Annotated in this window: 18 protein-coding genes; 13 read left to right on the plus strand and 5 right to left on the minus strand. The window is 55.7% G+C overall.

Annotated features, from left to right (window positions below; genetic code table 11):
- The first annotated feature begins 73 nt into the window (after positions 1-73).
- From ACXIZX_RS03975 to ACXIZX_RS03985, 3 genes are read left to right on the plus strand one after another with little or no spacing between them, the layout of a single operon-like run.
- The gene (locus ACXIZX_RS03975; protein ID WP_154153655.1) at positions 74-751 is read left to right on the plus strand and encodes a CsgG/HfaB family protein; all 678 of its coding nucleotides are present in this window, start codon (positions 74-76) and stop codon (positions 749-751) included.
- 11 nt (positions 752-762) lie between these two features.
- Entirely contained in the window at positions 763-1,122 is a 360-nt protein-coding gene (locus ACXIZX_RS03980) for a DUF4810 domain-containing protein (RefSeq protein ID WP_154153651.1), read from the plus strand.
- Positions 1,119-1,772 (plus strand): DUF799 domain-containing protein, encoded by a 654-nt coding sequence (locus ACXIZX_RS03985; protein WP_479403628.1) that lies wholly within the window; start codon positions 1,119-1,121, stop codon positions 1,770-1,772. The genes ACXIZX_RS03980 and ACXIZX_RS03985 overlap by 4 nt, the downstream gene beginning before the upstream one ends.
- A gap of 77 nt (positions 1,773-1,849) precedes the next feature.
- Here the strand turns inward: ACXIZX_RS03985 and ACXIZX_RS03990 are convergent, their stop codons facing one another.
- Together ACXIZX_RS03990 and sbcD are read right to left on the minus strand one after the other, a co-directional pair.
- Positions 1,850-5,527 carry an SbcC/MukB-like Walker B domain-containing protein gene (locus tag ACXIZX_RS03990; protein WP_479403629.1) on the minus strand — a complete coding sequence of 1,226 codons (3,678 nt, stop codon included), beginning with the start codon at positions 5,525-5,527 and terminating at the stop codon, positions 1,850-1,852.
- Positions 5,524-6,729, minus strand: a complete 1,206-nt coding sequence (gene sbcD / locus ACXIZX_RS03995; protein ID WP_479403630.1) for an exonuclease subunit SbcD — start codon at positions 6,727-6,729, stop codon at positions 5,524-5,526. The genes ACXIZX_RS03990 and sbcD overlap by 4 nt, the downstream gene beginning before the upstream one ends.
- 197 nt (positions 6,730-6,926) lie before the next feature.
- On the opposite strand from sbcD, the gene phoB reads away from it, so the two are divergent.
- The 6 genes from phoB to proY all read left to right on the plus strand — a co-directional run bounded on the left by phoB (position 6,927) and on the right by proY (position 14,814).
- Positions 6,927-7,616 carry a phosphate response regulator transcription factor PhoB gene (gene phoB, locus ACXIZX_RS04000; RefSeq protein WP_007887040.1) on the plus strand — a complete coding sequence of 230 codons (690 nt, stop codon included), beginning with the start codon at positions 6,927-6,929 and terminating at the stop codon, positions 7,614-7,616.
- A 20-nt stretch (positions 7,617-7,636) separates the two neighbouring features.
- Positions 7,637-8,947: a phosphate regulon sensor histidine kinase PhoR gene (gene phoR, locus ACXIZX_RS04005; protein ID WP_008106091.1), complete on the plus strand. Its 1,311-nt coding sequence runs from the start codon at positions 7,637-7,639 to the stop codon at positions 8,945-8,947.
- A gap of 526 nt (positions 8,948-9,473) precedes the next feature.
- The gene (locus ACXIZX_RS04010) at positions 9,474-10,400 is read left to right on the plus strand and encodes a PstS family phosphate ABC transporter substrate-binding protein (RefSeq protein ID WP_479403631.1); all 927 of its coding nucleotides are present in this window, start codon (positions 9,474-9,476) and stop codon (positions 10,398-10,400) included.
- Positions 10,401-10,565: 165 nt separating this feature from the next.
- The gene (locus ACXIZX_RS04015) at positions 10,566-11,669 is read left to right on the plus strand and encodes a cobalamin-independent methionine synthase II family protein (protein WP_479403632.1); all 1,104 of its coding nucleotides are present in this window, start codon (positions 10,566-10,568) and stop codon (positions 11,667-11,669) included.
- Between the two features lie 402 nt (positions 11,670-12,071).
- Positions 12,072-13,391: a branched-chain amino acid transporter carrier protein BrnQ gene (gene brnQ, locus ACXIZX_RS04020; RefSeq protein WP_061717476.1), complete on the plus strand. Its 1,320-nt coding sequence runs from the start codon at positions 12,072-12,074 to the stop codon at positions 13,389-13,391.
- Between the two features lie 67 nt (positions 13,392-13,458).
- Complete coding sequence (proY, locus tag ACXIZX_RS04025; protein WP_008104005.1) at positions 13,459-14,814, plus strand: proline-specific permease ProY; 1,356 nt, start codon at positions 13,459-13,461, stop codon at positions 14,812-14,814.
- Between the two features lie 328 nt (positions 14,815-15,142).
- On the opposite strand, the gene ACXIZX_RS04030 is transcribed toward proY, so the two are convergent.
- The 3 genes from ACXIZX_RS04030 to ACXIZX_RS04040 all read right to left on the minus strand — a co-directional run bounded on the left by ACXIZX_RS04030 (position 15,143) and on the right by ACXIZX_RS04040 (position 18,068).
- Positions 15,143-15,952: an inositol monophosphatase family protein gene (locus ACXIZX_RS04030; protein WP_479403633.1), complete on the minus strand. Its 810-nt coding sequence runs from the start codon at positions 15,950-15,952 to the stop codon at positions 15,143-15,145.
- Between the two features lie 191 nt (positions 15,953-16,143).
- The gene (locus ACXIZX_RS04035; RefSeq protein WP_479403634.1) at positions 16,144-17,394 is read right to left on the minus strand and encodes a mechanosensitive ion channel family protein; all 1,251 of its coding nucleotides are present in this window, start codon (positions 17,392-17,394) and stop codon (positions 16,144-16,146) included.
- Between the two features lie 92 nt (positions 17,395-17,486).
- Positions 17,487-18,068: an ACP phosphodiesterase gene (locus ACXIZX_RS04040; protein ID WP_479403635.1), complete on the minus strand. Its 582-nt coding sequence runs from the start codon at positions 18,066-18,068 to the stop codon at positions 17,487-17,489.
- A 230-nt stretch (positions 18,069-18,298) separates the two neighbouring features.
- Here ACXIZX_RS04040 and queA point away from each other — a divergent pair, with 230 nt between their 5' ends.
- The 4 genes from queA to secD are packed head-to-tail and all read left to right on the plus strand — an operon-like array spanning position 18,299 to position 22,762.
- Positions 18,299-19,369: a tRNA preQ1(34) S-adenosylmethionine ribosyltransferase-isomerase QueA gene (gene queA / locus ACXIZX_RS04045; RefSeq protein WP_061717470.1), complete on the plus strand. Its 1,071-nt coding sequence runs from the start codon at positions 18,299-18,301 to the stop codon at positions 19,367-19,369.
- A gap of 38 nt (positions 19,370-19,407) precedes the next feature.
- The gene (tgt, locus tag ACXIZX_RS04050) at positions 19,408-20,532 is read left to right on the plus strand and encodes a tRNA guanosine(34) transglycosylase Tgt (protein ID WP_061717469.1); all 1,125 of its coding nucleotides are present in this window, start codon (positions 19,408-19,410) and stop codon (positions 20,530-20,532) included.
- Between the two features lie 24 nt (positions 20,533-20,556).
- Entirely contained in the window at positions 20,557-20,889 is a 333-nt protein-coding gene (gene yajC / locus ACXIZX_RS04055) for a preprotein translocase subunit YajC (protein WP_008103990.1), read from the plus strand.
- 25 nt (positions 20,890-20,914) lie between these two features.
- Complete coding sequence (gene secD, locus ACXIZX_RS04060) at positions 20,915-22,762, plus strand: protein translocase subunit SecD (protein WP_071531647.1); 1,848 nt, start codon at positions 20,915-20,917, stop codon at positions 22,760-22,762.
- The last annotated feature ends 7 nt before the right edge of the window (positions 22,763-22,769 follow it).

Genomic DNA, 22,769 nt, shown 5'->3' on the forward strand with positions numbered 1-22,769 from the left:
ACTCTGACTGTCGGCAGAACCAGAATTTGCCGCAGCCTCGCGGCTTTATCCCCTTTTGATTCATGGATTAGAAATGCAGAAAAAATATGCCTTTGCGGCACTCTCCTTGTTAAGCGCCACGCTGCTCAGCGGCTGCGCGACCGAATCGTCACGCGCGATTGAAGCACCACAGGTGCGTGCGGCCAGCCAGCCCGCGTATCAGGGCGTGCGCAGCCCGATTGCGGTTGGCCAGTTTGATAACCGCTCCTCCTACATGAACGGCATCTTCTCTGATGGCGTTGATCGTCTTGGCAATCAGTCGAAAACCATTTTGGTCACGCACCTGCAGCAGACCAATCGCTTCAACGTGCTGGATCGCAGCAACCTGAAAGAGTTGCAGCAGGAAGCGGGCTTTAAGAAGAGCGAGCAGAACATCAAAGGTGCGACTTACATCATCACCGGCGATATCACTGAATTTGGTCGCAAAGAAGTGGGCGATCAGCAGCTGTGGGGCATTTTGGGGCGCGGTAAAAACCAGATCGCCTATGCCAAAGTCAACCTGAATGTGGTGGATGTCACCACTTCAGAAGTGGTGTACAGCGCGCAGGGCGCGGGTGAATTCAAGCTGTCAGCGCGTGAGATCGTTGGCTTCGGCGGCACCGCCAGCTATGACTCAACCCTGAACGGTAAAGTGATGGATCTGGCGATTCGTGAAGCGGTGGATCATTTAGTCGATGGCATTAACAGCGGCGCATGGCGTCCGGCGAAATAAGGATATTGAGCATGAAAATGTTGCAACTGAGTGCGGCGCTGATCGCTGCGGGCGTGCTGGCAGGCTGTGCGCCAAAAGGGCCGGAACCGATCTATTACTGGGGCGATTATCAGCAGCAGATCTACAGCTACTACAAAAAAGATAGCGACCCGCAGAAGCAGATCGAAGCACTGAATCTGGATATTGAAAAAGCCAAATCGGTCAACAAACCGGTCGCGCCGGGCCTGCACGCGCAGCTCGGTTTGCTGTACGCCAAAACCGGAGATACCGATAAAGCCTTCGGCCAGTTTGCCACCGAGAAACAGCTGTTCCCGGAATCTGCGCCATACATGGACTTTCTGATGAAGAAAAAACAAGGAGTTGCCCAGTGAAAAAGCTGATTGTTTCTTTAGGCGTGCTGGCCGCGCTGCTGTTGACCGGCTGCGCGCACAAAAAACCTTACGATTACAGCGCCTTCCGCGCCAGCAAGCCAGCCTCAATTCTGGTATTGCCTGCGGATAACCGCGCGCCGGATGTGAATGCGGCGAACAGCTTCACCTCGCTGGTAACGCGTCCGCTGGCGGAAGCGGGCTATTACGTGTTCCCGGTGGCGGTGGTGGATGAAACCTTCCAGCAAAACGGTTTAACCAACGGCCACGAAATTCAGGCTGTCAGCCCGCAGCGTCTGCACGACATCTTCCACGCCGACAGCGCGCTGTACATTTCGGTGACCGATTACGGCAGCAGCTATCAGGTGATCCAGAGTGTGACCAAGGTGTCGGCGACGGCGCGTCTGGTGGATCTGCGCAGCGGTAAAGAGATTTGGCAAGGCATTGCCACCGCCAGTGACGCGGAAGATGGCAACAACAATAACGGCGGCATTATTGGCATGTTGGTGTCAGCGGCAATCAAGCAGATTGCCAGCAATGTGACGGATAAGGCACACACCATCGCCGGTGTGACCAGCGCCCGTCTGCTGGCGCAGAACGAGCAGGGCGGTTTGCTGGTCGGCCCACGTTATAAGTTGGCAACAGTGAGATAAAAAACCGGTGCGCATGAATGCGCACCCTACGAAAACCCGCCGAAGCACCGTAGGGTCGCCATTCATGGCGACCTGATTTATTCCCCTGGCAACTCCAGCTTGCTGTAACCCAGCCCGTTCATCTTGCGGACGCGGATCTGTACCGGAATACGCTCTTTCATCGCTTCTACATGGCTGATCACGCCGATGGTTTTGCCGCTGGCGTTCAGGGCATCGAGCGCATCCAGCGCGGTGTCCAGCGTCTCGGCATCCAGCGTGCCGAAGCCTTCGTCGAGGAACAGCGATTCGATGCGCGTTTTATGACTCACCAAATCCGACAGCGCTAACGCCAGCGCCAGGCTGACGAGGAAACTCTCGCCGCCCGACAGCGTGCGCGTATCGCGCGTGGCGTCGGCCTGCCAGGTATCCACCACTTCCAGCTCCAGCTCTTCACTGACGCGGCGTTGCAACAGATAGCGACCGTGCAGGCGATCAAGCTGACGGTTCGCCAGCCACACCAGATGATCGAGCGTCAGGCCTTGCGCGAAGCGGCGGAATTTATCGCCTTTGGCCGAACCCACCAGATCGTTCAGGCGGCCCAACTGCGCCAGCTCTACTTCATCGGTAGCGATTTGCGTCAGCAACGATTGTTGCTGTGAACGCAGTTGCGCATCGCTGTGCAACTGCTGCTGCGCTTCGCCCTGTTGACGGGCATTGTCACGTAAAGTCACGCGCAGTTGTTCCAGCTGTTGCTGAATAGTGGCGGCGACTTCATCGCTGAGATCGGCCGGTCGCTGCTGCTGATGCGCCATCCAACGCTGCGTGAGCTGCTCGCTGAGAGTAAGCTGCTGCTGGCGCTGCTGATCGAGCGTCTGCAACTGTTGGCGCAGCTGCTGCACCTCGCGCTCATCCAGCAGGGCGGCACGCAGCGCCGTTTCATCCGCAAAATCACTCTGCTGCAGCGCGGCGAGGAAGGCGCTTTCGGCTGCGGCAGCGCGCTCACGTAAGGTGAGTTGCTGCGCCGCGATCTGCTCACATTGGCCATTCAGGCTGTGCAGCGAGCTTTGCGCCTGCTGCCACTGCTGTAGCTGTTGCGCCAGCGCTTGTTCACACTGTTGCAGCGCGGCGTGCTGCTGCTGTCGGGCTTCCGCCACCCGACGATCGCCAAACAGCTGCTGACGCTGTTCTTGCTGCTGCTGGCGCTGCTGTTGCAGCGCGCTGAGCGTCTGCTGCAGCTCATCGAGCCGCTGCTGTTCACGCGCCAGATTCTGCTGCAGGCTGCTACGCTCACTCTCGGCTTTCGCCAGCTGCGGCTGCAACTCGCCGTGTAAGCGCTCATTTTCCTGCCATGCGCTCCAGCGCTGCTGTAGCGTGAGGAGCCAGCTTTCCCGCTCAGCCGCGTCTGGCAAACTGAGCTGATGCTGCGCCAACTGTTGTTCCAGCTGCTGCGCCAGTTGCTGCATGGCGCTGCGTTCGCTGGCTTCGCGCTGGCTGATTTCATCCAGCGTTTGCTGTGTGCTGGCGATCTGTTGAAGCGCCAGCTGCTGCTGATTTTGATGTTGTTGCCACAGCTGCTGCTGTTGCAGATGTGCATCCTTCGCCTGCTGCAGCGCACGCGCGGCGTTTTCCCGCGTCTGCAGCTGCTGTTGCTGCGTTTGTTCCTGCGCATCCTGCTGTTGTTGCCACTGCGCAAAATCGTCCTGTTGCTCCAGCGTGCAGGTAAGTGCCAGCTCACCGCTCAGCGCTTGCCACTGGGTGTTGACCGTTGCCAGTTGCTGGTCGTAATCAGCGATCTCCTGCTGCAACGCCTGCTGCTGTTGCAGCGACAGCTTCTGCTGCTCACCTTTAGCGGTGCCGGACTCTTTCAGCTGCGCCACGCGCGTTTCCAGCTCAGTTAAACGCTGCTGATTGGCACCGGGCTCAAGCTGCTGATATTGCGCGATAGCCGGATGCTGACACGAGCCGCACAGCGGGCAGGGCTGATCCGGCTGCAATTTGGCACGTTCGTCGGCCAGCTGAGCGATGGTGCGCTCCAGCTCGCAGATTTTGCGCACATCGAGCAGCGCTTGATGTTCCCGCTTGTACTCTTCTCGCAGCGCCTGCAACGCCTGTTCGGCTTCCTGATGCTGCTGCTGAAGCAGCGCCAGTTTCTGCAGTCGCTGCAAGCGCTGTGGCTGCAGCGCGCGCCACTGCGCGGCGAGCAGGCTGAGCTGCTGGCGTGCGGCACGTTGCGTTTGATGTTGTGTAAGGTATGCACGCAGCTGTGCGCTGCTAATCTCCGCCTCAAGCGAAGTCAGTGCTTGCTCCGCTTGCAGACGCTGCTGCGCGGCCTGAGTTTCGGCTTGCTGCAACGGTTGCGCTGCCTGTTCACGCTGAGCCTGCGCCTGTTGATGCTGCTCCAGCTGGCTGCGCTGCTGTTGCTGCTGCGCGATGAGCTGCGTCAGCGTCTGCTCGCGCTCATCCAGCCGGGCGATCTCCGCCTGCCAGCGCGTCAGTTCTGCGCCCCAATCGGCGACGGCGGCTTCACGGGCGCGGAATTCCTGCTGCTGCGCCAGCTGCTGTTGTAAACGTTCACTTACCTGCTGTTGCTGGCTCAGCGCGGTTTGGCAGGTTTGCAGCGCCTGTTGCTGCTGCAGATGCAGCCGCTGCTGTTCATCCAGTTGCTGCGAGAGGGTGGTAATGCGTTGATCGAGCGGGATAACCTGCTCGATCAGCAGCATTTCGAGCTGCTGCTGTTGTTGTAACGCCTGCTCGCGCGCCTGCTGCGCGGCCTGATAATGGCTTTCGCCCTGTTGCAGCGCGGTTTTGGCCTGCTGCTGTTGGGCCTGCAGCTGCTGCGATTGCTGTTCCAGCGTGCGGAGATCGCCCTGCAGCTGTTCGCGCTGCTGTAGCTTCTCGCGCAGTTTTTCTGCCGGTTCGGCCCGCGCCAGCCGCTGACGATCGCCATCCGCCTGCTGCCACGCCTGTTGCGCGGCAAGCAGCGTCTGTTCGGCCTGTTGCTGTTCCTGCGTCAGCTGTTGCTGCTGCACCAGCCATTGTTGCTGATGCTGCGCCAGCGTCAGCTGTTCGCTCAGCGATTTCTCCTGAACGGCGAGTTCTGCCAACTGCTGCGTCAGCTCTGCACGGCGCGCTTCATCAAGCAGCGACATACCACCGGCGCGGGCGCGCAGCGTATCCAGCTCGCTGCGTGCGGTGCGCCAGCGTTCGTAGATCTGCACGGAGATTTGTCCGTAGATTTCGGTGCCGGTCAGCTCTTCCAGCAATTCGGCGCGTTCGCCGGGTTTGGCATTCAGGAAGGCGGCAAACTGGCCTTGCGACAACATCATTGAGCGGGTAAAACGGGCGAAATCGAGTCCCGACAGGGTTTCAATCGCTTTTAGCTTGTCGCCAACTTTATCAGCGATGATCTGATTATCCGCGACGCGCGCCAGCTCGACGCGCGGTGCCTGCAGCTTGCCGTCGGCCTGACCGCGCGCGCGGTTCTGGCTCCAGAAGGCGCGCCAGGCTTCGCCTTTGATCTCAAACTCCACTTCTGCCAGACACTCGGCGGTGTCGCGTGTGATCAGCTCATTCTGGGTTTGCGACAGCGTGCCGAGACGTGGCGTTTGGTGATAGAGCGCCAGACAAATCGCATCGAGTAAGGTGGTTTTGCCCGCGCCGGTGGCGCCGGTAATGGCAAACAATCCGTTGCTGGCAAAGGGCTCACGGCGGAAATCGATAAACCATTCGCCGCGCAGCGCATTGAGGTTTTTAAAACGTAGCGTCAATATTTTCATGCAGATGGATTCTCCAGCGCGGCAAGCTGGGTGCGGAATAGCTGCGTTAACTGCTCGGCCTGCTCGGCATCTAGCTGATCTTCCTGCGCCAGTCGGCGGGCAAACACTTCTTCCACTTTTAATTCGCTCAGGGTTTCGTTCTCCAGCCGCTCGAGGCTGCGCTGCCGCTGTTCGCGGCTGCGGCGCACCAGCAGCACTTCTACCGGCAGATTTTCGGTCAGCGCTTCAATGCGACGCTGCAGATCGCTGAGATATTCCTGCGTGGTGATCTCAATATCCAGCCAGGTTGGCAGCTCACTGGTGCTTTCGCTGAACTGCGCCAGCTGATGTTCAATTTCCGCCATCGAGCCTTTCAGCATCTGCATCGGCTGGAAGTGCGGAATGGTCAGTGGCGTCACTTCCTTGAGCTTGTCGCCAAATTCCAGCAGGAAGACGCTTTTCTCGCGGCCAAGCTCATCAAAACTGAGCGGAATTGGTGAGCCGCTGTAACGAATATGTTCGCTGTTGGCGATGCGCTGGGCGCGATGGATGTGACCGAGCGCGATGTAATCCGCTGGTGGAAACGCCTGCGCCGGGAAGGCATCCAACGTGCCAATATAGATGTCACGTACCGAATCGCTTTTAGTGACGCCAACGGTGGTGAGATGGCCGGTGGCGATAATCGGCAGCGCGCTGTTCATTGACTGCGCGGCGGCAAAGCAGTGTTGGTAATGCTGCTCAATCGCCTCCAGCAGCGAGATCTGCTTCTCGCGGCCGGATTGGCCGGCCTGGCTGCGCAGAATGTCGCGCGGTCGCAAATAAGGAATGGCGCACAGCAGCGCACCCGGCGCGCCATCGCGCTGCTTCAGGGTTAACACCTGTTGCTCGGCCTGCGGTGTGGCGCTGGTGATCACCTGCGTATTCAGGCAGGCCAGCAGCTCGCGCGATTCATTCAGCGTCGCCACCGAATCGTGATTGCCCGCCAGCACCACCAATTGGCAGCCGCTTGGCTGCAGCGCCACCACAAAACGGTTAAACATTTCACGCGCGTAGCTCGGCGGCGAACCGGTATCAAACAGATCACCAGCGATAATCAGCGCATCCACCTGATGCTGCACAATCTGATCCAGCAGCCAGTCGAGAAACGCCTGATGTTCCCGCGCGCGACTTTTGCTGTAAAAGAACTGACCGAGATGCCAGTCAGCGGTGTGAATGATGCGCATGTTTGCTCCGTGCTCTGTTTAGCGAAGGCGAATTATAACCACTTAAGATCACAAAGAAAAAAAGCAGATTTTTATTGTCACATTTCTGTTTTTTATCTATCTATCTTAGGGCGGCTTTTTCATAAAAGTGTCACAAAACTGACGCATAATGGCGCCGCAAATCCCAGTGACACGTTGTCACACTAGCAGGAGTTACAATGGCTAAGCGCATTTTGGTTGTGGAAGACGAAGCTCCCATCCGTGAAATGTTATGTTTCGTGCTGGAACAGAATGATTACCAGCCTATTGAGGCGGAAGATTATGACAGCGCGATTGGTAAGCTGATCGAACCCTGGCCTGATTTGATTCTGCTGGACTGGATGTTGCCCGGCGGCAGCGGAATTCAGTTTATTAAGCATTTGAAGCGTGAAGCCATGACGCGCGACATCCCGGTGATGATGCTGACGGCGCGCGGTGAAGAAGAGGATCGCGTGCGCGGTCTGGAAGTGGGCGCGGATGATTACATCACCAAGCCATTCTCACCCAAAGAGCTGATGGCGCGTATCAAAGCGGTGATGCGCCGTATTTCACCGATGGCGGTGGAAGAGGTGATCGAGATGCAGGGCCTGAGCCTTGATCCTTCCTCACATCGCGTGATGTCAGAAACCACGCCGCTGGAGATGGGGCCGACCGAGTACAAACTGCTGCACTTCTTTATGACGCACCCGGAACGCGTGTACAGCCGCGAACAGCTGCTGAACCACGTTTGGGGCACCAATGTGTATGTCGAAGATCGCACCGTCGATGTGCATATTCGCCGTTTACGTAAAGCGCTGGAATTGACCGGCCACGATCGCATGGTTCAAACCGTTCGCGGAACAGGGTATCGTTTCTCTGCCCGCTACTAAACGTAAACGGAGTTTTTACCGTGCTGGAACGACTCTCCTGGAAGAGATTGTTGACCGAGCTGGCGCTGGTCTGTTTACCTGCGCTGGTGTTGGGTCTGTTGTTCGGATATCTGCCGTGGCTGCTGCTGATTGCGGTGACCGGCGTGATGTTCTGGCACTTCAGAAATTTAATGCGTCTGTCGCACTGGCTGTGGGTCGATCGTTCAATGACGCCGCCCACCGGACGCGGCAGCTGGGAACCGCTGTTTTATGGCCTGTATCAGATGCAGTTACGCAACCGGCGTCGTCGCCGCGAGTTGGGCAATCTGATCAAACGTTTCCGCAGCGGTGCCGAATCGCTGCCGGATGCGGTGGTGCTGACCACCGAAGAGGGCACCATTTTCTGGTGCAACGGTTTGGCGCAGCAGCATCTTGGCTTGCGCTGGCCGGAAGATAATGGCCAGAACATCCTCAATTTACTGCGTTATCCTGAATTCTCCCGCTATATCCGCCAGCGCAAGTTTGATACGCCGCTGACGCAGATCCTCAATAATCAGCATCATATGGAATTCCGCGTGATGCCTTACAGCGAAGGTCAGTGGCTGATGGTGGCGCGTGATGTCACCCAAATGCACCAGCTGGAAGGCGCGCGACGCAACTTCTTTGCCAACGTCAGTCATGAACTGCGCACGCCGCTAACGGTGTTGCAGGGCTATCTGGAAATGATGGACGACGCGGTGATGAACGAGCGCACGCGCAGCAAGGCGTTGCACACCATGCAAGAGCAAACGCGCCGCATGGACAGCCTGGTGAAACAGCTGCTGACCTTGTCGCGTATCGAAGCGGCGCCAGCCATCGATCTGAAAGAGACGGTGGATGTGCCGGGCATGCTGCTGCTGTTGCAGCGTGAAGCGGAAACGCTGAGCCAGGGACGTCACACCATCCATTTCCATACCGATCCGCATCTGAAAGTGTTCGGCAATGATGAGCAGTTGCGTAGCGCCATTTCCAACCTGGTCTACAACGCGGTGAATCACACGCCGGATGGCACGCGCATCGACATCAGTTGGCTGCGTACCAAACAAGGCGCGCAGTTTAAGGTGTGCGATGACGGGCCGGGCATCAGCGAACAGCATCTGCCGCGCCTTACCGAACGTTTCTATCGCGTGGACAAAGCGCGTTCACGTGCCACCGGCGGCAGCGGTTTGGGGCTGGCAATCGTGAAACATGCGCTGGGCCATCATAATGCGCGGCTCGAGATCACCAGCGTGCCGCATCAGGAAACCTGTTTCAGCTTCCTGCTGCCGCCAAGGTTGATTGTGGCTAGCGCTCTGCAAGAGCGGGTTAATTAAGGTTTGCACATCCATTGCGTGATGCCGCTCAGTTAAGCACAGAGCATCTTTCGTTCGCCCTAAGCTGAGGTAGTTGCAGCACCCTTGTGCGGCGACCGAGCAGAGAGCGCCTGGCCGCGCCCTCTGCACTCCCGGGCCTTGCGCCAGCCCAACCCGCCGCTGCGCGGTACCTTCACTCAATCACGATTCCTGACGGACCGGCGGCGATTCGCTCCTGCTCAGCGCCACCTCTCGCCGCATCCATGCGGCTCGCCCTGGAATCCCTCATTCGTTCAGCGAGTTAGGATGTCGCCTCAACACCCGCGCTGCACCATCAAGGCATAATTTTGACTCGCCATCGCTACAAGTCTCGTAGGGTCGCCATTCATGGCGACCTGGTGCGCATAAATGCGCACCCTACGGGATTTTCGTAGGGTTGCCATTTATGGCGACCGATTCACCCCTCACTGACAACCTTTACGCAATTTATTGCGCGATAAATCACGCCGCTCCAGAATAGGCGTCTCATTAAATTGCGGAATCGCCAATGAAATCGCTGTTGATCTCCCTCTTGCTGCTTTGCTCTGCTTTGGCACACAGCCAGCAAACCATGCTAACCGGCAATCTGAGCAGCGTCGGATCGGATACGCTGGGTTATCTGATGACCTTGTGGGGCGAGGATTTTAGCCGCCAGTCGCCGGGCGTGAACGTTCAGGTGCAGGCGGCGGGATCGTCTACCGCACCGACCGCTCTGGCCGCCGGTGCTGCCCAGCTTGGCGCGATGAGCCGCCCGATGCAGATCGACGAACGTCAACTTTTCATCGCGCGTTACGGCTATCCGCCGCTGGCGGTGCCGGTGGCGATGGATGCGCTGGTGGTGGTGGTCAATCAGGACAATCCGCTGCCGCGCATCGCGCCGCAACAACTCGATGCGCTGTACTCCATTACGCGCCTGTGCGGCGGACAGCAGGTGCCGCAGCGCTGGGGCGATCTCGGTTTGAGCGACAGCCAATGGGCAACGCGCAGCATCCAGCGTTATGGACGTAACTCGGCGTCGGGCACATGGGGTTTCTTCAAGCAGCAGGCGCTGTGTAAAGGCGATTTCCGTGCTGACGTCGCTGAATTCCCCGGTTCCGCTGCGGTAGTGCAAGCCGTTGCCGCCACGCCTAACAGCATCGGTTACGCCAGTTTTGGCTTTCATCTCAGCGGCGTGAAAATGCTGCCGGTGGTCACGACGAACGGCGACAGCGTGATGCCGGATACCGAATCCATTCGCAGCGGCCGCTATCCGTGGTCGCGCCCGCTTTATATTTACGTCAACAAAGCGCCCGGCAAACCACTGCCGCCGCTGGTGAATGCCTTTCTGCATCAGGTGTTGTCGCCACAAGGCCAGCGTCGGGTGAGCGAAGCTGGCTATTTGCCGTTGTCAGATAGCCAGATGGCGCAAGCGCGGGCGGCAATTGAGGGAAATTGAAGAACGTGCATCTGAACATGAAATAGTTTCATGTAAGCTGAATTTTCTTCCGTTGCCGAAATTGTAACAGCGTGGCATTCTTCTTGGACATATAGCCGTCCAGATGGCTGAAATAACCCAGCGAAATTATACCCTGACGCAACTAAGCGTCAGCCAGGAGATAAGATGCCACGTCATAACCCGTTCCGCGCCGATACCGTCGGCAGTTTTCTGCGTCCCGCTGCCATCAAGCAGGCGCGTGTGCAGTTTGCCAATGGTGACATCAATGCTGATCAACTGCGTCAGGTGGAAGATCGTGAAATCCGTCATGTGGTGGAGCAGCAGCGCGCCAACGGTCTGCAGATCGTTACCGATGGTGAATTCCGTCGCGCATGGTGGCACTTTGACTTCTTCGGCGATCTGCACGGCGTTGAGCTGTTCGAAGCGGAGCAGGGCATTCAGTTCAATGGCGTGCAGACCAAAGCGCACGGCGTGAAAGTCACCGGTAAAGTGGCCTTTAATCCCAATCACCCAATGCTGGATCATTTCCGCTTCCTGCAAAGCGTAGCGGGCGATGCGGTTGCCAAGATGACCATTCCCAGCCCAAGCGTGCTGCACTTCCGCGGTGGCCGTAAGGTGATCGATGCTACGGTTTATCCTGATTTGAAAGACTATTTCGCTGATCTGGCACAAACCTACAAAGATGCCATCAAAGCCTTTTACGATGCCGGCTGCCGTTATCTGCAGCTGGATGACACGGTATGGGCCTATCTGTGCTCTGCCGAACAGCAGCAGCAAATCCGCGAACGCGGTGAAGATCCGCAGGAACTGGCGCGCATCTATGCTGAGGTGCTGAACACCGCGCTGGAAGGCAAGCCAGAGGATTTGACCGTCGGGCTGCATGTGTGTCGCGGCAACTTCCGCTCAACCTGGATCTCCGAAGGTGGCTATGAGCCGGTAGCTGAAGTGCTGTTTGGCGGCGTGAATATCGATGCCTTCTACCTTGAGTATGACAACGAACGTTCCGGTGGCTTCGAGCCGCTGCGCTTCCTCAAGCCTGGCCATCAGCAAGTGGTGCTGGGTTTGATCACCACCAAAACCGGCGAGCTGGAAGATGCGGAACAGGTTAAAGCGCGTCTGCAGGAAGCCTCGCAGTTCGTCAGCCTCGATCAAATCTGCCTCAGCCCGCAGTGTGGTTTTGCGTCTACTGAAGAGGGCAACAGCCTGAGCGAAGAGCAGCAGTGGCAGAAGATTCGTCTGGTGGTCGATATAGCAAGAACAGTCTGGTAATTCCGTAAAGTTAGCCAAACAGGCGCGTAAATCGCGCCTTTTGTGCATCTGCAGGTCGATTTATGCAAAGAGATCTCCCGCGCTGAGGAAACTTTTAGCAAATCATCTGAGGTGTTTTCCTACAATTCCACCGTGATTCACTGCTTTCTCCCACTATCTTGTTATATCCTTCTGGTTTTCCGATCCCGTATTGCCTTTCTTCGCTATAAACGTTCTAATTTGCGCCGTTGTCGATTTATCCCTCTGCGAACAGAAGAAAAGTAGATTAAATCACCTGCGCTTTAACGATTAGTCCCGCATAACACGCTGGTCTTGCCGAATAAGTCCTTGTTTTAGCGCATCCAGAGGACAACACGAACTCAACTTCCACCGCAACATCAGCTACAGGCAGTACAGAAGTTTATGACACATCGTTTAACCTCCAAGGATATCCTGGCGCTGGGCTTCATGACGTTTGCCCTGTTCGTTGGCGCAGGAAATATCATCTTCCCACCGATGGTGGGGATTCAGTCTGGCGAACACGTTTGGATTGCGGCCTTCGGCTTCCTGATTACCGCTGTTGGCTTACCGGTGATCACCGTTATCGCGCTGGCGCGCGTGGGCGGCGGCATTGATGCGCTGAGCTCACCGATTGGTAAAGCCGCAGGTTTGTTGCTGGCGACCGTTTGCTACCTGGCTGTTGGCCCGCTGTTTGCCACACCGCGTACTGCCACCGTTTCCTTTGCCGTTGGTATTGCACCGCTGACCGGCGATGGCGCGCTGCCGCTGTTCATCTACAGCCTGATTTACTTCGCGCTGGTGATTGGCATCTCGCTGTATCCGGGCAAACTGCTGGATACCGTAGGCCACTTCCTCGCACCGCTGAAAATTCTGGCGCTGATTGTGCTCGGCGTTGCCGTACTGATCTGGCCTGCCGGTGGCGTTTCGCCGGGCACCGAAGAGTATCAGCGTGCCGCCTTCTCCAGCGGTTTCGTCAATGGTTATCTGACCATGGATACGTTGGGTGCGCTGGTGTTCGGTATCGTTATCGTCAATGCTGCGCGTTCACGCGGTGTTGAAGATGCCAAACTGCTGACGCGCTACACCATGCTGGCGGGCATCATCGCCGGTATCGGTTTGACGCTGATTTACCTGACGCTGTTCAAGCTCGGTAACGATAGCGGCGCATTAGTGGCGCAGAGCGCCAACGGTGCTGAGATTCTGCATGCTTACGTGCAGCAGACCTTCGGCGGCATGGGCAGCTTCTTCCTCGCCGCGCTGATCTTCGTCGCCTGCATGGTGACGGCGGTGGGCCTGACCTGCGCCTGTGCAGAATTCTTTGCGCAATACGTTCCGCTGTCGTATAAAACGCTGGTATTTATTCTGGGTCTGTTCTCAATGGTGGTGTCGAACCTCGGCCTGAGCCATCTGATTCAGATCTCGATTCCGGTGCTGACGGCGATTTATCCGCCATGCATCGTGCTGGTGGTCCTGAGCTTCACGCTGAAGTTCTGGAACAAAAGTTCGCGTATCATCGCGCCGACCATGCTGGTAAGCCTGCTGTTCGGTATCGTTGATGCCATCAAAACCACCAGCTTTAAAGATGTGTTGCCGCTGTTCAGTCAGCATCTGCCGCTGGCCGATCAGGGACTTTCCTGGTTGCCGCCATCGCTGGCGATGCTGGTGATTGCCGCGGTGGTTGATCGGGCAAAAGGACGTGAGCAGGTCGCAGTTCATCAGTAAGCGACATTGCTGTTAATTCCAACCACGGGCTTGCCCGTGGTTTTTCATTTTCAAGGTACTGAGTGTTATGCAAGAAACCAATAAGCTCAAACGCGGACTGAGCACGCGCCACATTCGCTTTATGGCGCTGGGATCGGCGATTGGCACCGGGCTGTTTTACGGCTCGGCGGATGCCATTAAAATGGCAGGCCCAAGCGTGCTGCTGGCGTACATTATCGGCGGTGCGGTGGCGTACATCATCATGCGTGCGCTGGGTGAAATGTCAGTCAACAACCCGCAGGCCAGCTCATTCTCGCGCTATGCGCAGGATTATCTTGGCCCGCTGGCGGGTTACATCACCGGCTGGACCTACTGTTTTGAAATCCTGATTGTGGCGATTGCCGACGTAACGGCTTTTGGTATCTACATGGGCGTGTGGTTCCCCGATGTGCCGCATTGGATTTGGGTGCTGAGCGTGGTGCTGATTATCGGCGCCATCAACCTGATGAGCGTGAAAGTGTTTGGCGAAGTGGAGTTCTGGTTCTCCTTCTTCAAAGTCGCCACCATCATCATCATGATCATCGCCGGCTTCGGCATGATTTTCTGGGGCATCGGCAACGGCGGCCAGCCGACCGGCATTCACAATCTGTGGACTAATGGCGGCTTCTTCGCGCACGGTATCGTCGGCATGCTGCTGTCACTGCAGATGGTGATGTTTGCCTACGGCGGGATTGAGATTATCGGCATTACCGCCGGTGAAGCGGAAGATCCGAAGACCTCGATTCCACGCGCCATCAACTCTGTACCGATGCGTATTCTGGTGTTCTACGTTGGTACGCTGTTCGTCATCATGTCGATTTATCCGTGGAATCAGGTGGGCACTTCAGGCAGTCCGTTCGTGCTGACCTTCCAGCATTTGGGCATTGCGGCGGCGGCATCGATCCTTAACTTCGTGGTGCTGACGGCGTCGCTGTCGGCGATTAACAGCGATGTGTTTGGCGTGGGGCGTATGCTGCACGGCATGGCGCAGCAGGGCCACGCACCGAAGGTATTCCAGAAGGTCTCGAATCGCGGGATTCCGTGGGTGACCGTTTTGGTGATGATGCTGGCGATGTTGATCGCGGTGTATCTCAACTACCTGATGCCGGAGAAAGTGTTCCTGGTCATCGCCTCGCTGGCGACCTTTGCTACCGTTTGGGTGTGGATCATGATTCTGCTGTCGCAGATCGCCTTCCGCCGTAAGATTGGTAAAGAGCAAGCCGGCAAGCTGGATTTTGCCATGCCGGGCGGCAGTACAACCGCATGGTTTGGCGTGCTGTTCCTGGCGTTTATTATTGGGCTGATTGGTTACTTCCCGGATACGCGCGTATCGCTGTACGTTGGTTTCGGCTGGATTGCGCTGCTGTTGCTGGCATGGCCGCTGGTGAAAAAGCGTAAAAGCTAATGTTATTGTAAGGTCGCCATTTATGGCGACCTTTTTATATATGACGATTTCAAAATAAAAATAATAACGCCATCCCCAAAGAATATAACGCACAAAAAAATATCTCGGCGCATCCTGGCGCCGAAAAGAACAACAAAAAAGGAGAAAATGAGTATTACTAAGGGATGTTTGACTTGAGCAGCATATCGTATTTTTATTGTTGCCGGGATGTTCGAAAAAAAAATAGAAAAGTCTCAATTCGGAATAGAATATTACTTACAGCGCGCTTAAGTAATTTTGCTTGAAGGTTAAGTTCGCATAAATTAACCAACTTAACCCAATGTGAAAATTATAATGACAAATGCGTAGGCAACAGCGCTTTTAGCTGCGGATAAATAACTGCATTGGCCAGCAGCACCGGATTGCCGTTCTGCAAACCGTGATTAGCCAGATAATCGTTGGTGATGCCGCCCGCTTCACGCATCAGCACAATACCCGGTAAGCCATCCCACGGATTCATATGCGCTTCGTAGTAACCAATTAATCGACCCGCCGCCGCCCACGCACTCATCAACGCACCCGAACCGTTACGGATAAACATGCCGCCCTGCGCCAGTAATGCGCTGATAAAAGTGGTGAGAGGTTCAATCGGTTGGCTGTTGGAGCTGCTGAGACCAAGCAATCCCTGATCGAGCTGCTGCGCGCTGTGCGCCTGAATGCGTTTATCATTTACCCAGGCGCCTTTGCCTCGGCAGGCGTGAAAGGTTTCATGATGATTGGGATCGCACACCACGCCGATTACTGCTTCGTTTTCACAAACAATCGCCAGCGAAACGCACCAGTTGTGCAAGCCGTTAAGGAAGCTGCTGGTGCCATCAATCGGATCGATTACCCAGATAAAGCGTGCGCCAGAGGTTTCTCCGCCGCTCTCTTCGCCCAGCACCGCATCGTCAGGAAAGCGTTCGTGGATCAGATGCTTGACCAATTCCTCAACGTTGCGATCGGCTTCGCTGACCACATCCTGCAGATCTTTCTTATGCTCAACCACTAATTGATGACGTTGCTGATACCAGGATAAAGCCCGGCTGGCGGCGGTTTTGGCAACATCACAGGCGAAATGATAACGTGCGTCGAGTTCGGTAAGCGAAGCTGATGACATCTTTCCCTCTTATGATTTCTAGGCTGGCGAAGCGACAACAGACGCCAAAAATGGCGTATTGGCTGTGTGACGGACTTAACAAAAGTTAAGAAAGGTTTCATTAAGCCGTAGATGTTCGCGCGTGACAAGAGGGGAAGAAGTCCCGCCAGTGAAATTTTTATTTTCACTGGCGGGTTATGCGGGATGAAGCGTTAGTGGCGAGTTTTCACGCCAATCTGGCGCATGTCATTACCGGTTGGCGATTGGTGTACACGCAGACCAAAGGTCGGCAGAACCGCATATATATGGTCGAAGATATCCGCTTGAATATTTTCATACTCCGCCCATACCGTGGTGTTGGTGAATACGTATACCTCAACAGGTAAACCGTTTTCACCCGGTGCTAACTGACGCACCATTAACGTCATCTCTTTATGAATGCGCGGATGTTGTTCCAGCCAGCTTTGCAACCAGACGCGGAAGGTGCCGACGTTAGTCAGACGACGACCATTGAGCGGCGAATCCAAATCACAGCCGAGCTGCGCATTCCACGCGGCCACTTCTTCGCTTTTGCTATTCAGATAGGGCGTGAGCAGATGCGCACTTTTCAACTGCTGCATCATGGCGTCATCAAGGAAAGTGATGCTGGTGGTATCGATATTAATGCTGCGTTTAATGCGACGTCCGCCGGATTCCGACATGCCGCGCCAGTTTTTAAAGGAATCGGAAATTAAAGCATAAGCCGGAATGGTCACAATGGTGTTATCCCAGTTGCGCACTTTTACCGTGGTTAAAGAAATATCGATAACCGCACCGTCCGCGCCATATTTCGGCATTTCCAACCAGTCATTCATTTTCAGCATATTATTAGCCGCCAACTGAATACCGGCCACCAGACCGAGAATTGGATCTTTAAATACCAGCATCAGCACCGCCGTCATGGCACCGAGACCGGTGATCAATACGCCAGGCGATTTACCCAACAGCAGCGAAATAATCATGATCACCATTAAAATGGCAGCGATCAATTTCACGCTCTGGATAATACCGCGCAGCGGTAATTGCTGTGCCAGCATGCTGTTTGCGCTGAGCTGCTGCAGCAGATCCAGCAGCGAGAACAGCATCAGCAGAGCGAAGATCATCATCCACAGCTGGGCGAAAATCAGCAGCGCAGGATAGATCTGAGAACTGTCGTGCAGGAACAGTTCGGTCTGTAATTTGAATAGCACGCCTTGCATCAGCCATACGCTGCGGCTAAACAGGCGGCTGTTAATCAGCGTCTTCGGCCACTGACGGCTGCTTTTCTCGGTAGAACGACGCAGCAGCGGCAAAATGGCGCGGTGCAGAATGGCATGAGTGATTAACGAGATGGCAAAGATAATGGCAATCACTATCCCTAACGCCATGATGTGCGTGTAACTAAGACCGGCTTCTGCGAGCCGGTTTGCAATAAGATGCTGCATGAGATTTCCCTAAGTGTGACGAAGATTAAGGCCACGAAGGGTAGGGGATGGGAAATTTCCCGTCCAACAGACGGGTCTTGAATTACCTAATATTACAATTTCTGCGCCCGCGCGGCGGTCATTAAGCGCGGATAAAACTGAAAGAACAGCGGCTCAAGCTGATCATAGTGATCAACAAAATCCTGATAGGAATCGCGCAGCGCGGCCAGACGCGGACGGCGGTGCGCCATGCCGTTTAGCACCCGCGCCAGCCGCGTCGGTTCGGCATAGTGCTCAAACCAGCGTTCGCGCCACATCACTGCATTCAGTTCGATAAAACCTTCCGGCGTGCCCGCCAGTTGCGGCACGATGTCTTGTTCAGCCGCTTCGGTAAACGCCACCAGCGATTGCGTCGGGTGAATTTTCTCCCAGTGCAACGCGAGGAAGTGGTCCCAAATCACGTCCAGCGTGATGGGCGCCACGCGGCGTGTTTCCGGGCGAAACAGCTCACGCGCTATACGTACTTCGGGCAGATTATCGGTTAACACATCGAGGCGACGATGCATGGCAATGCCATCCACCACCGGCGCAGGCCATTGTGATTGCACGTTGCCGCGCACGAAATCGGCCATGAGATTGCCCAGCAGAGAGCTGTTAGCCAGCTGCGCCAGGTGAAGGTGAGCGAGAAAGTTCATGGCGCACATTATATACACGTCATACTTCAAGTTACAGGTGCGTTGGCTGCTCTCGTTCACCCAAATCACTTACTAAAGTAAGCTCATCGGGCTTCTCTCGTTTGCCGCCTTCCTGCACCTCGAATTATTTTGTGTAAAAGCAGAATCACAGAAACTCAGCCAGTTGTTCAGAATTTGCCGCTTTTCCGCTAGACTATGCCGCCTGATTTTAAGTCCTGAAGAAGTGAAGCATGCGCGTAGCCGATTTTACCTTTGAGTTGCCAGAATCCTTAATCGCCCACTATCCGCAGGCGCAGCGAAGCGGTTGCCGCTTGCTGTCGCTGGATGGTCCAAGCGGCGCATTAAGCCACGGCGTATTTACAGACGTGATGGATAAGCTCAATCCGGGCGATCTGCTGGTGTTCAATAACACCCGCGTGATTCCGGCGCGCGTCTTTGGCCGTAAAGCCAGCGGCGGGAAAATCGAGATGCTGGTTGAGCGCATGCTGGACGACAAACGCGTGTTGGCGCACGTGCGCGCTTCTAAAGCGCCCAAGCCGGGCGCAGAGTTGCTGCTGGGCGATGACGAAAGCGTCAAAGCCACGATGGTGGCGCGTCATGACACGCTGTTCGAAATCGCCTTCGAAGACGATCGCGCGGTGCTGGATATTCTCAACAGCGTTGGCCATATGCCGCTGCCGCCTTATATCGATCGTCCGGATGAAGATGCTGACCGTGAGCTTTACCAAACCGTGTATGGCGTGCGTCCCGGCGCCGTCGCCGCGCCGACCGCCGGTTTGCACTTTGACGAGCCGCTGCTGGAGGCGCTGAAAGCCAAAGGCGTTGAGATGGCGTTCGTCACGCTGCACGTCGGCGCAGGGACTTTCCAGCCGGTACGTGTGGAAACCATCGAAGATCACATCATGCACGCCGAATACGCGGAAGTGCCGCAGGATGTGGTGGATGCGGTGCTGGCGTGTAAAGCGCGCGGCAATAAAGTGGTTGCCGTGGGCACTACCTCAGTGCGCTCGCTGGAGAGCGCCGCGAAGGCCAGCCAGGACGCGCTGATTGCCCCGTTCTTCGATGACACGCAGATTTTCATCTATCCCGGCTATCACTATCAGGTGATCGATGCGCTGATCACCAACTTCCACCTGCCGGAATCGACCCTGATTATGCTGGTTTCGGCTTTTGCCGGTTATCAACACACCATGGCGGCTTATCACAGCGCGGTGGCAGAGCAGTACCGTTTCTTTAGCTACGGGGATGCGATGTACATCACCCGTAATCCACAGGCACCTGACGAAACCGTTGGGGCTTAATAATCAGACTGTTTCTCTGATTATCTAATGAGGTTAATGTGAAATTTGAATTAGATACTACCGACGGGCGCGCGCGCCGTGGCCGTCTGGTCTTTGATCGTGGCGTAGTTGAAACCCCGGCATTTATGCCCGTGGGCACCTACGGCACGGTGAAAGGCATGACGCCGGAAGAAGTGAAAGAGACCGGCGCGCAGATCCTGCTCGGCAACACCTTCCACCTGTGGCTGCGCCCAGGTCAGGAGATCATGAAACTGCACGGCGACCTGCACGATTTCATGAACTGGCAAGGGCCGATCCTTACCGATTCCGGCGGCTTCCAGGTGTTCAGCCTCGGCGATATTCGCAAGATCACCGAAGCGGGCGTGCATTTCCGTAACCCGATCAACGGCGACCCGATTTTCCTCGATCCGGAAAAGTCGATGGAGATCCAGTTCGATCTCGGCTCTGACGTAGTCATGATCTTCGACGAATGTACGCCATATCCGGCGGATTGGGATTACGCCAAACGTTCGATGGAGATGTCATTACGTTGGGCACAACGCAGCCGTGACCGCTTCGATTCGCTCGGCAATAAAAATGCATTATTCGGCATTATTCAGGGCGGTGTTTACGAAGATTTACGAGATGTCTCAGTTAAAGGTCTGGTAGAGATTGGCTTTGATGGGTACGCTGTGGGCGGCCTGGCGGTGGGTGAACCTAAAGAGGACATGCACCGAATCCTGGAGCACGTCTGTCCGCAAATTCCGCAAGACAAACCGCGTTATTTGATGGGCGTCGGCAAGCCAGAAGATCTGGTGGAAGGCGTTCGCCGCGGTATCGATATGTTTGACTGCGTTATGCCAACGCGCAATGCGCGTAATGGTCATCTGTTTGTTACGGATGGCGTGGTGAAAATTCGTAATGCCCGGTATAAAGATGACACCGCAACGCTTGATGCAGAGTGTGATTGTTACACCTGTCGCAATTATAGCCGCGCCTACTTGCATCATCTTGATCGCTGTAACGAAATACTGGGCGCACGCCTGAATACGATTCACAATCTGCGCTATTACCAGCGTTTGATGGCCGGTTTACGTAAGGCTATCGAAGAGGGTAAATTAGAGCACTTTGTTAGCGAGTTCTACCAACGGACGGGGAAGGCGGTTCCTCCGCTGAACGTCTGATAATTCATCAATGAGGGAAATTTAATGAGCTTTTTCATTTCTGACGCCGTAGCCGCAGCAGGCGCACCGTCTCAGGGAAGTCCGTATTCTCTGGTGATCATGCTGGTGGTATTTGGTCTGATCTTCTACTTCATGATTCTGCGTCCGCAGCAGAAGCGTACTAAAGATCACAAGAAGCTGATGGATTCCATCTCTAAAGGTGATGAAGTGCTGACCAGCGGTGGTTTAGTTGGCCGTGTGACCAAAGTGGCAGAAACTGGCTATGTTTCTATTGCCCTGAACGACACCACTGAAGTAGTTGTTAAACGTGATTTCGTGGCCGCCGTTCTGCCGAAAGGTACTTTGAAGGCGCTGTAATTTTTTCTTCCCGAAGGGAACTGCCGTGTTAAACCGTTATCCTTTGTGGAAGTACATCATGCTGGTCGTCGTGATTCTCGTCGGCCTGCTCTATGCGCTTCCTAACCTTTATGGTGAGGATCCGGCCGTTCAGATCACTGGTGCGCGCGGTGGCGCCGCCAGTGAGCAAACGTTGGATCAGATCCAGACCGTATTAAAACAAGACAATATCGAGAGCAAATCCCTCGCTCTGGAAAATGGTGCCATTTTGGCCCGCTTTGCAACGCAGGATGTGCAGCTGCGCGCGCGTGATGCTATCACCACCGCGCTGGGCGAAGACTACATTGTGGCACTCAACCTCGCGCCGGCAACCCCTCGCTGGCTGAGCATGCTGGCCGCGGAACCGATGAAACTCGGTCTTGATCTGCGCGGCGGCGTTCACTTCCTGATGGAAGTGGATATGGATACGGCTCTGGGCAAACTGCAAGAGCAGAACGCCGACAGCCTGCGCAGCGATCTGCGCGACAAAAGCATTCCGTATACCACCGTTAATAAAATCGCGAACTATGGCGTTGAAGTGCGTTTCCGTGACGGCGCCAGCCGTGACGCGGCAATCAGCTACTTGTCTACTCGCCACCGCGATCTGGTGATCTCAAGCCAGGGCAGCGATTCACTGCGTGCGGTGATGAGCGATGCGCGTCTGAGCGAAGCGCGTGAATATGCGGTGCAGCAAAACATTACCATTCTGCGTAACCGTGTGAACCAGCTCGGCGTTGCCGAACCGCTGGTGCAGCGTCAGGGTTCTGACCGCATCGTGGTCGAGCTGCCAGGTATTCAGGACACCGCGCGCGCTAAAGAGATTCTGGGCGCAACCGCCACGCTGGAATTCCGTCTGGTTAACACCAGCGTAGATCCAACCGCAGCGGCCAGCGGCCGAGTGCCAGGCGATTCGGAAGTGAAGAAAACCCGCGAAGGGCAGCCAGTGGTGCTGTACAAGCGTGTGATTCTGACCGGTGATCACATCACCGATTCCACGTCGAGCATGGATGAGTACAACCAGCCGCAGGTGAACATTTCACTGGATGGCGCAGGCGGCAACATGATGTCGAACTTCACCAAGGACAACATCGGTAAGCCGATGGCGACCCTGTTTGTGGAGTACAAAGACAGCGGTAAGAAAGATGCCAACGGCCGTTCGATTCTGGTGAAACAGGAAGAAGTGATTAACGTGGCGAACATTCAGTCGCGCCTCGGTAATAGCTTCCGTATCACCGGCATCAACAATCCAAACGAAGCACGTCAGCTGTCGCTGCTGCTGCGCGCGGGTGCGTTGATTGCACCAATCCAGATTGTAGAAGAGCGTACTATCGGCCCAACCATGGGTCAGCAGAACATCACACAAGGCCTCGAAGCCTGCCTGTGGGGTTTGATCGCATCCATCCTGTTCATGGTGGTGTTCTACAAGAAGTTTGGTCTTATCGCGACCAGCGCACTGCTGTGTAACCTGGTGCTGATTGTCGGCATCATGTCACTGCTTCCAGGCGCAACGCTCACCATGCCGGGTATTGCCGGTATCGTGTTGACGCTGGCGGTTGCGGTCGATGCTAACGTGTTGATTAACGAACGTATTAAAGAAGAGTTGCGTAACGGACGCTCGGTACAACAGGCGATTCATGAAGGCTATAAAGGCGCCTTCTCCAGTATCGTCGACGCCAACGTCACTACGCTGATTAAAGTCATCATTCTTTATGCGGTCGGTACCGGTTCAATCAAAGGCTTTGCGATTACTACCGCTATCGGTATCGCAACCTCGATGTTTACCGCTATCGTCGGCACCCGTGCCATCGTTAACCTGGTGTACGGCGGCAAACGCATCAACAAGCTGTCTATCTGAGGAGTGC

The sequence above is a fragment of the Candidatus Pantoea symbiotica genome, from assembly GCF_056491525.1.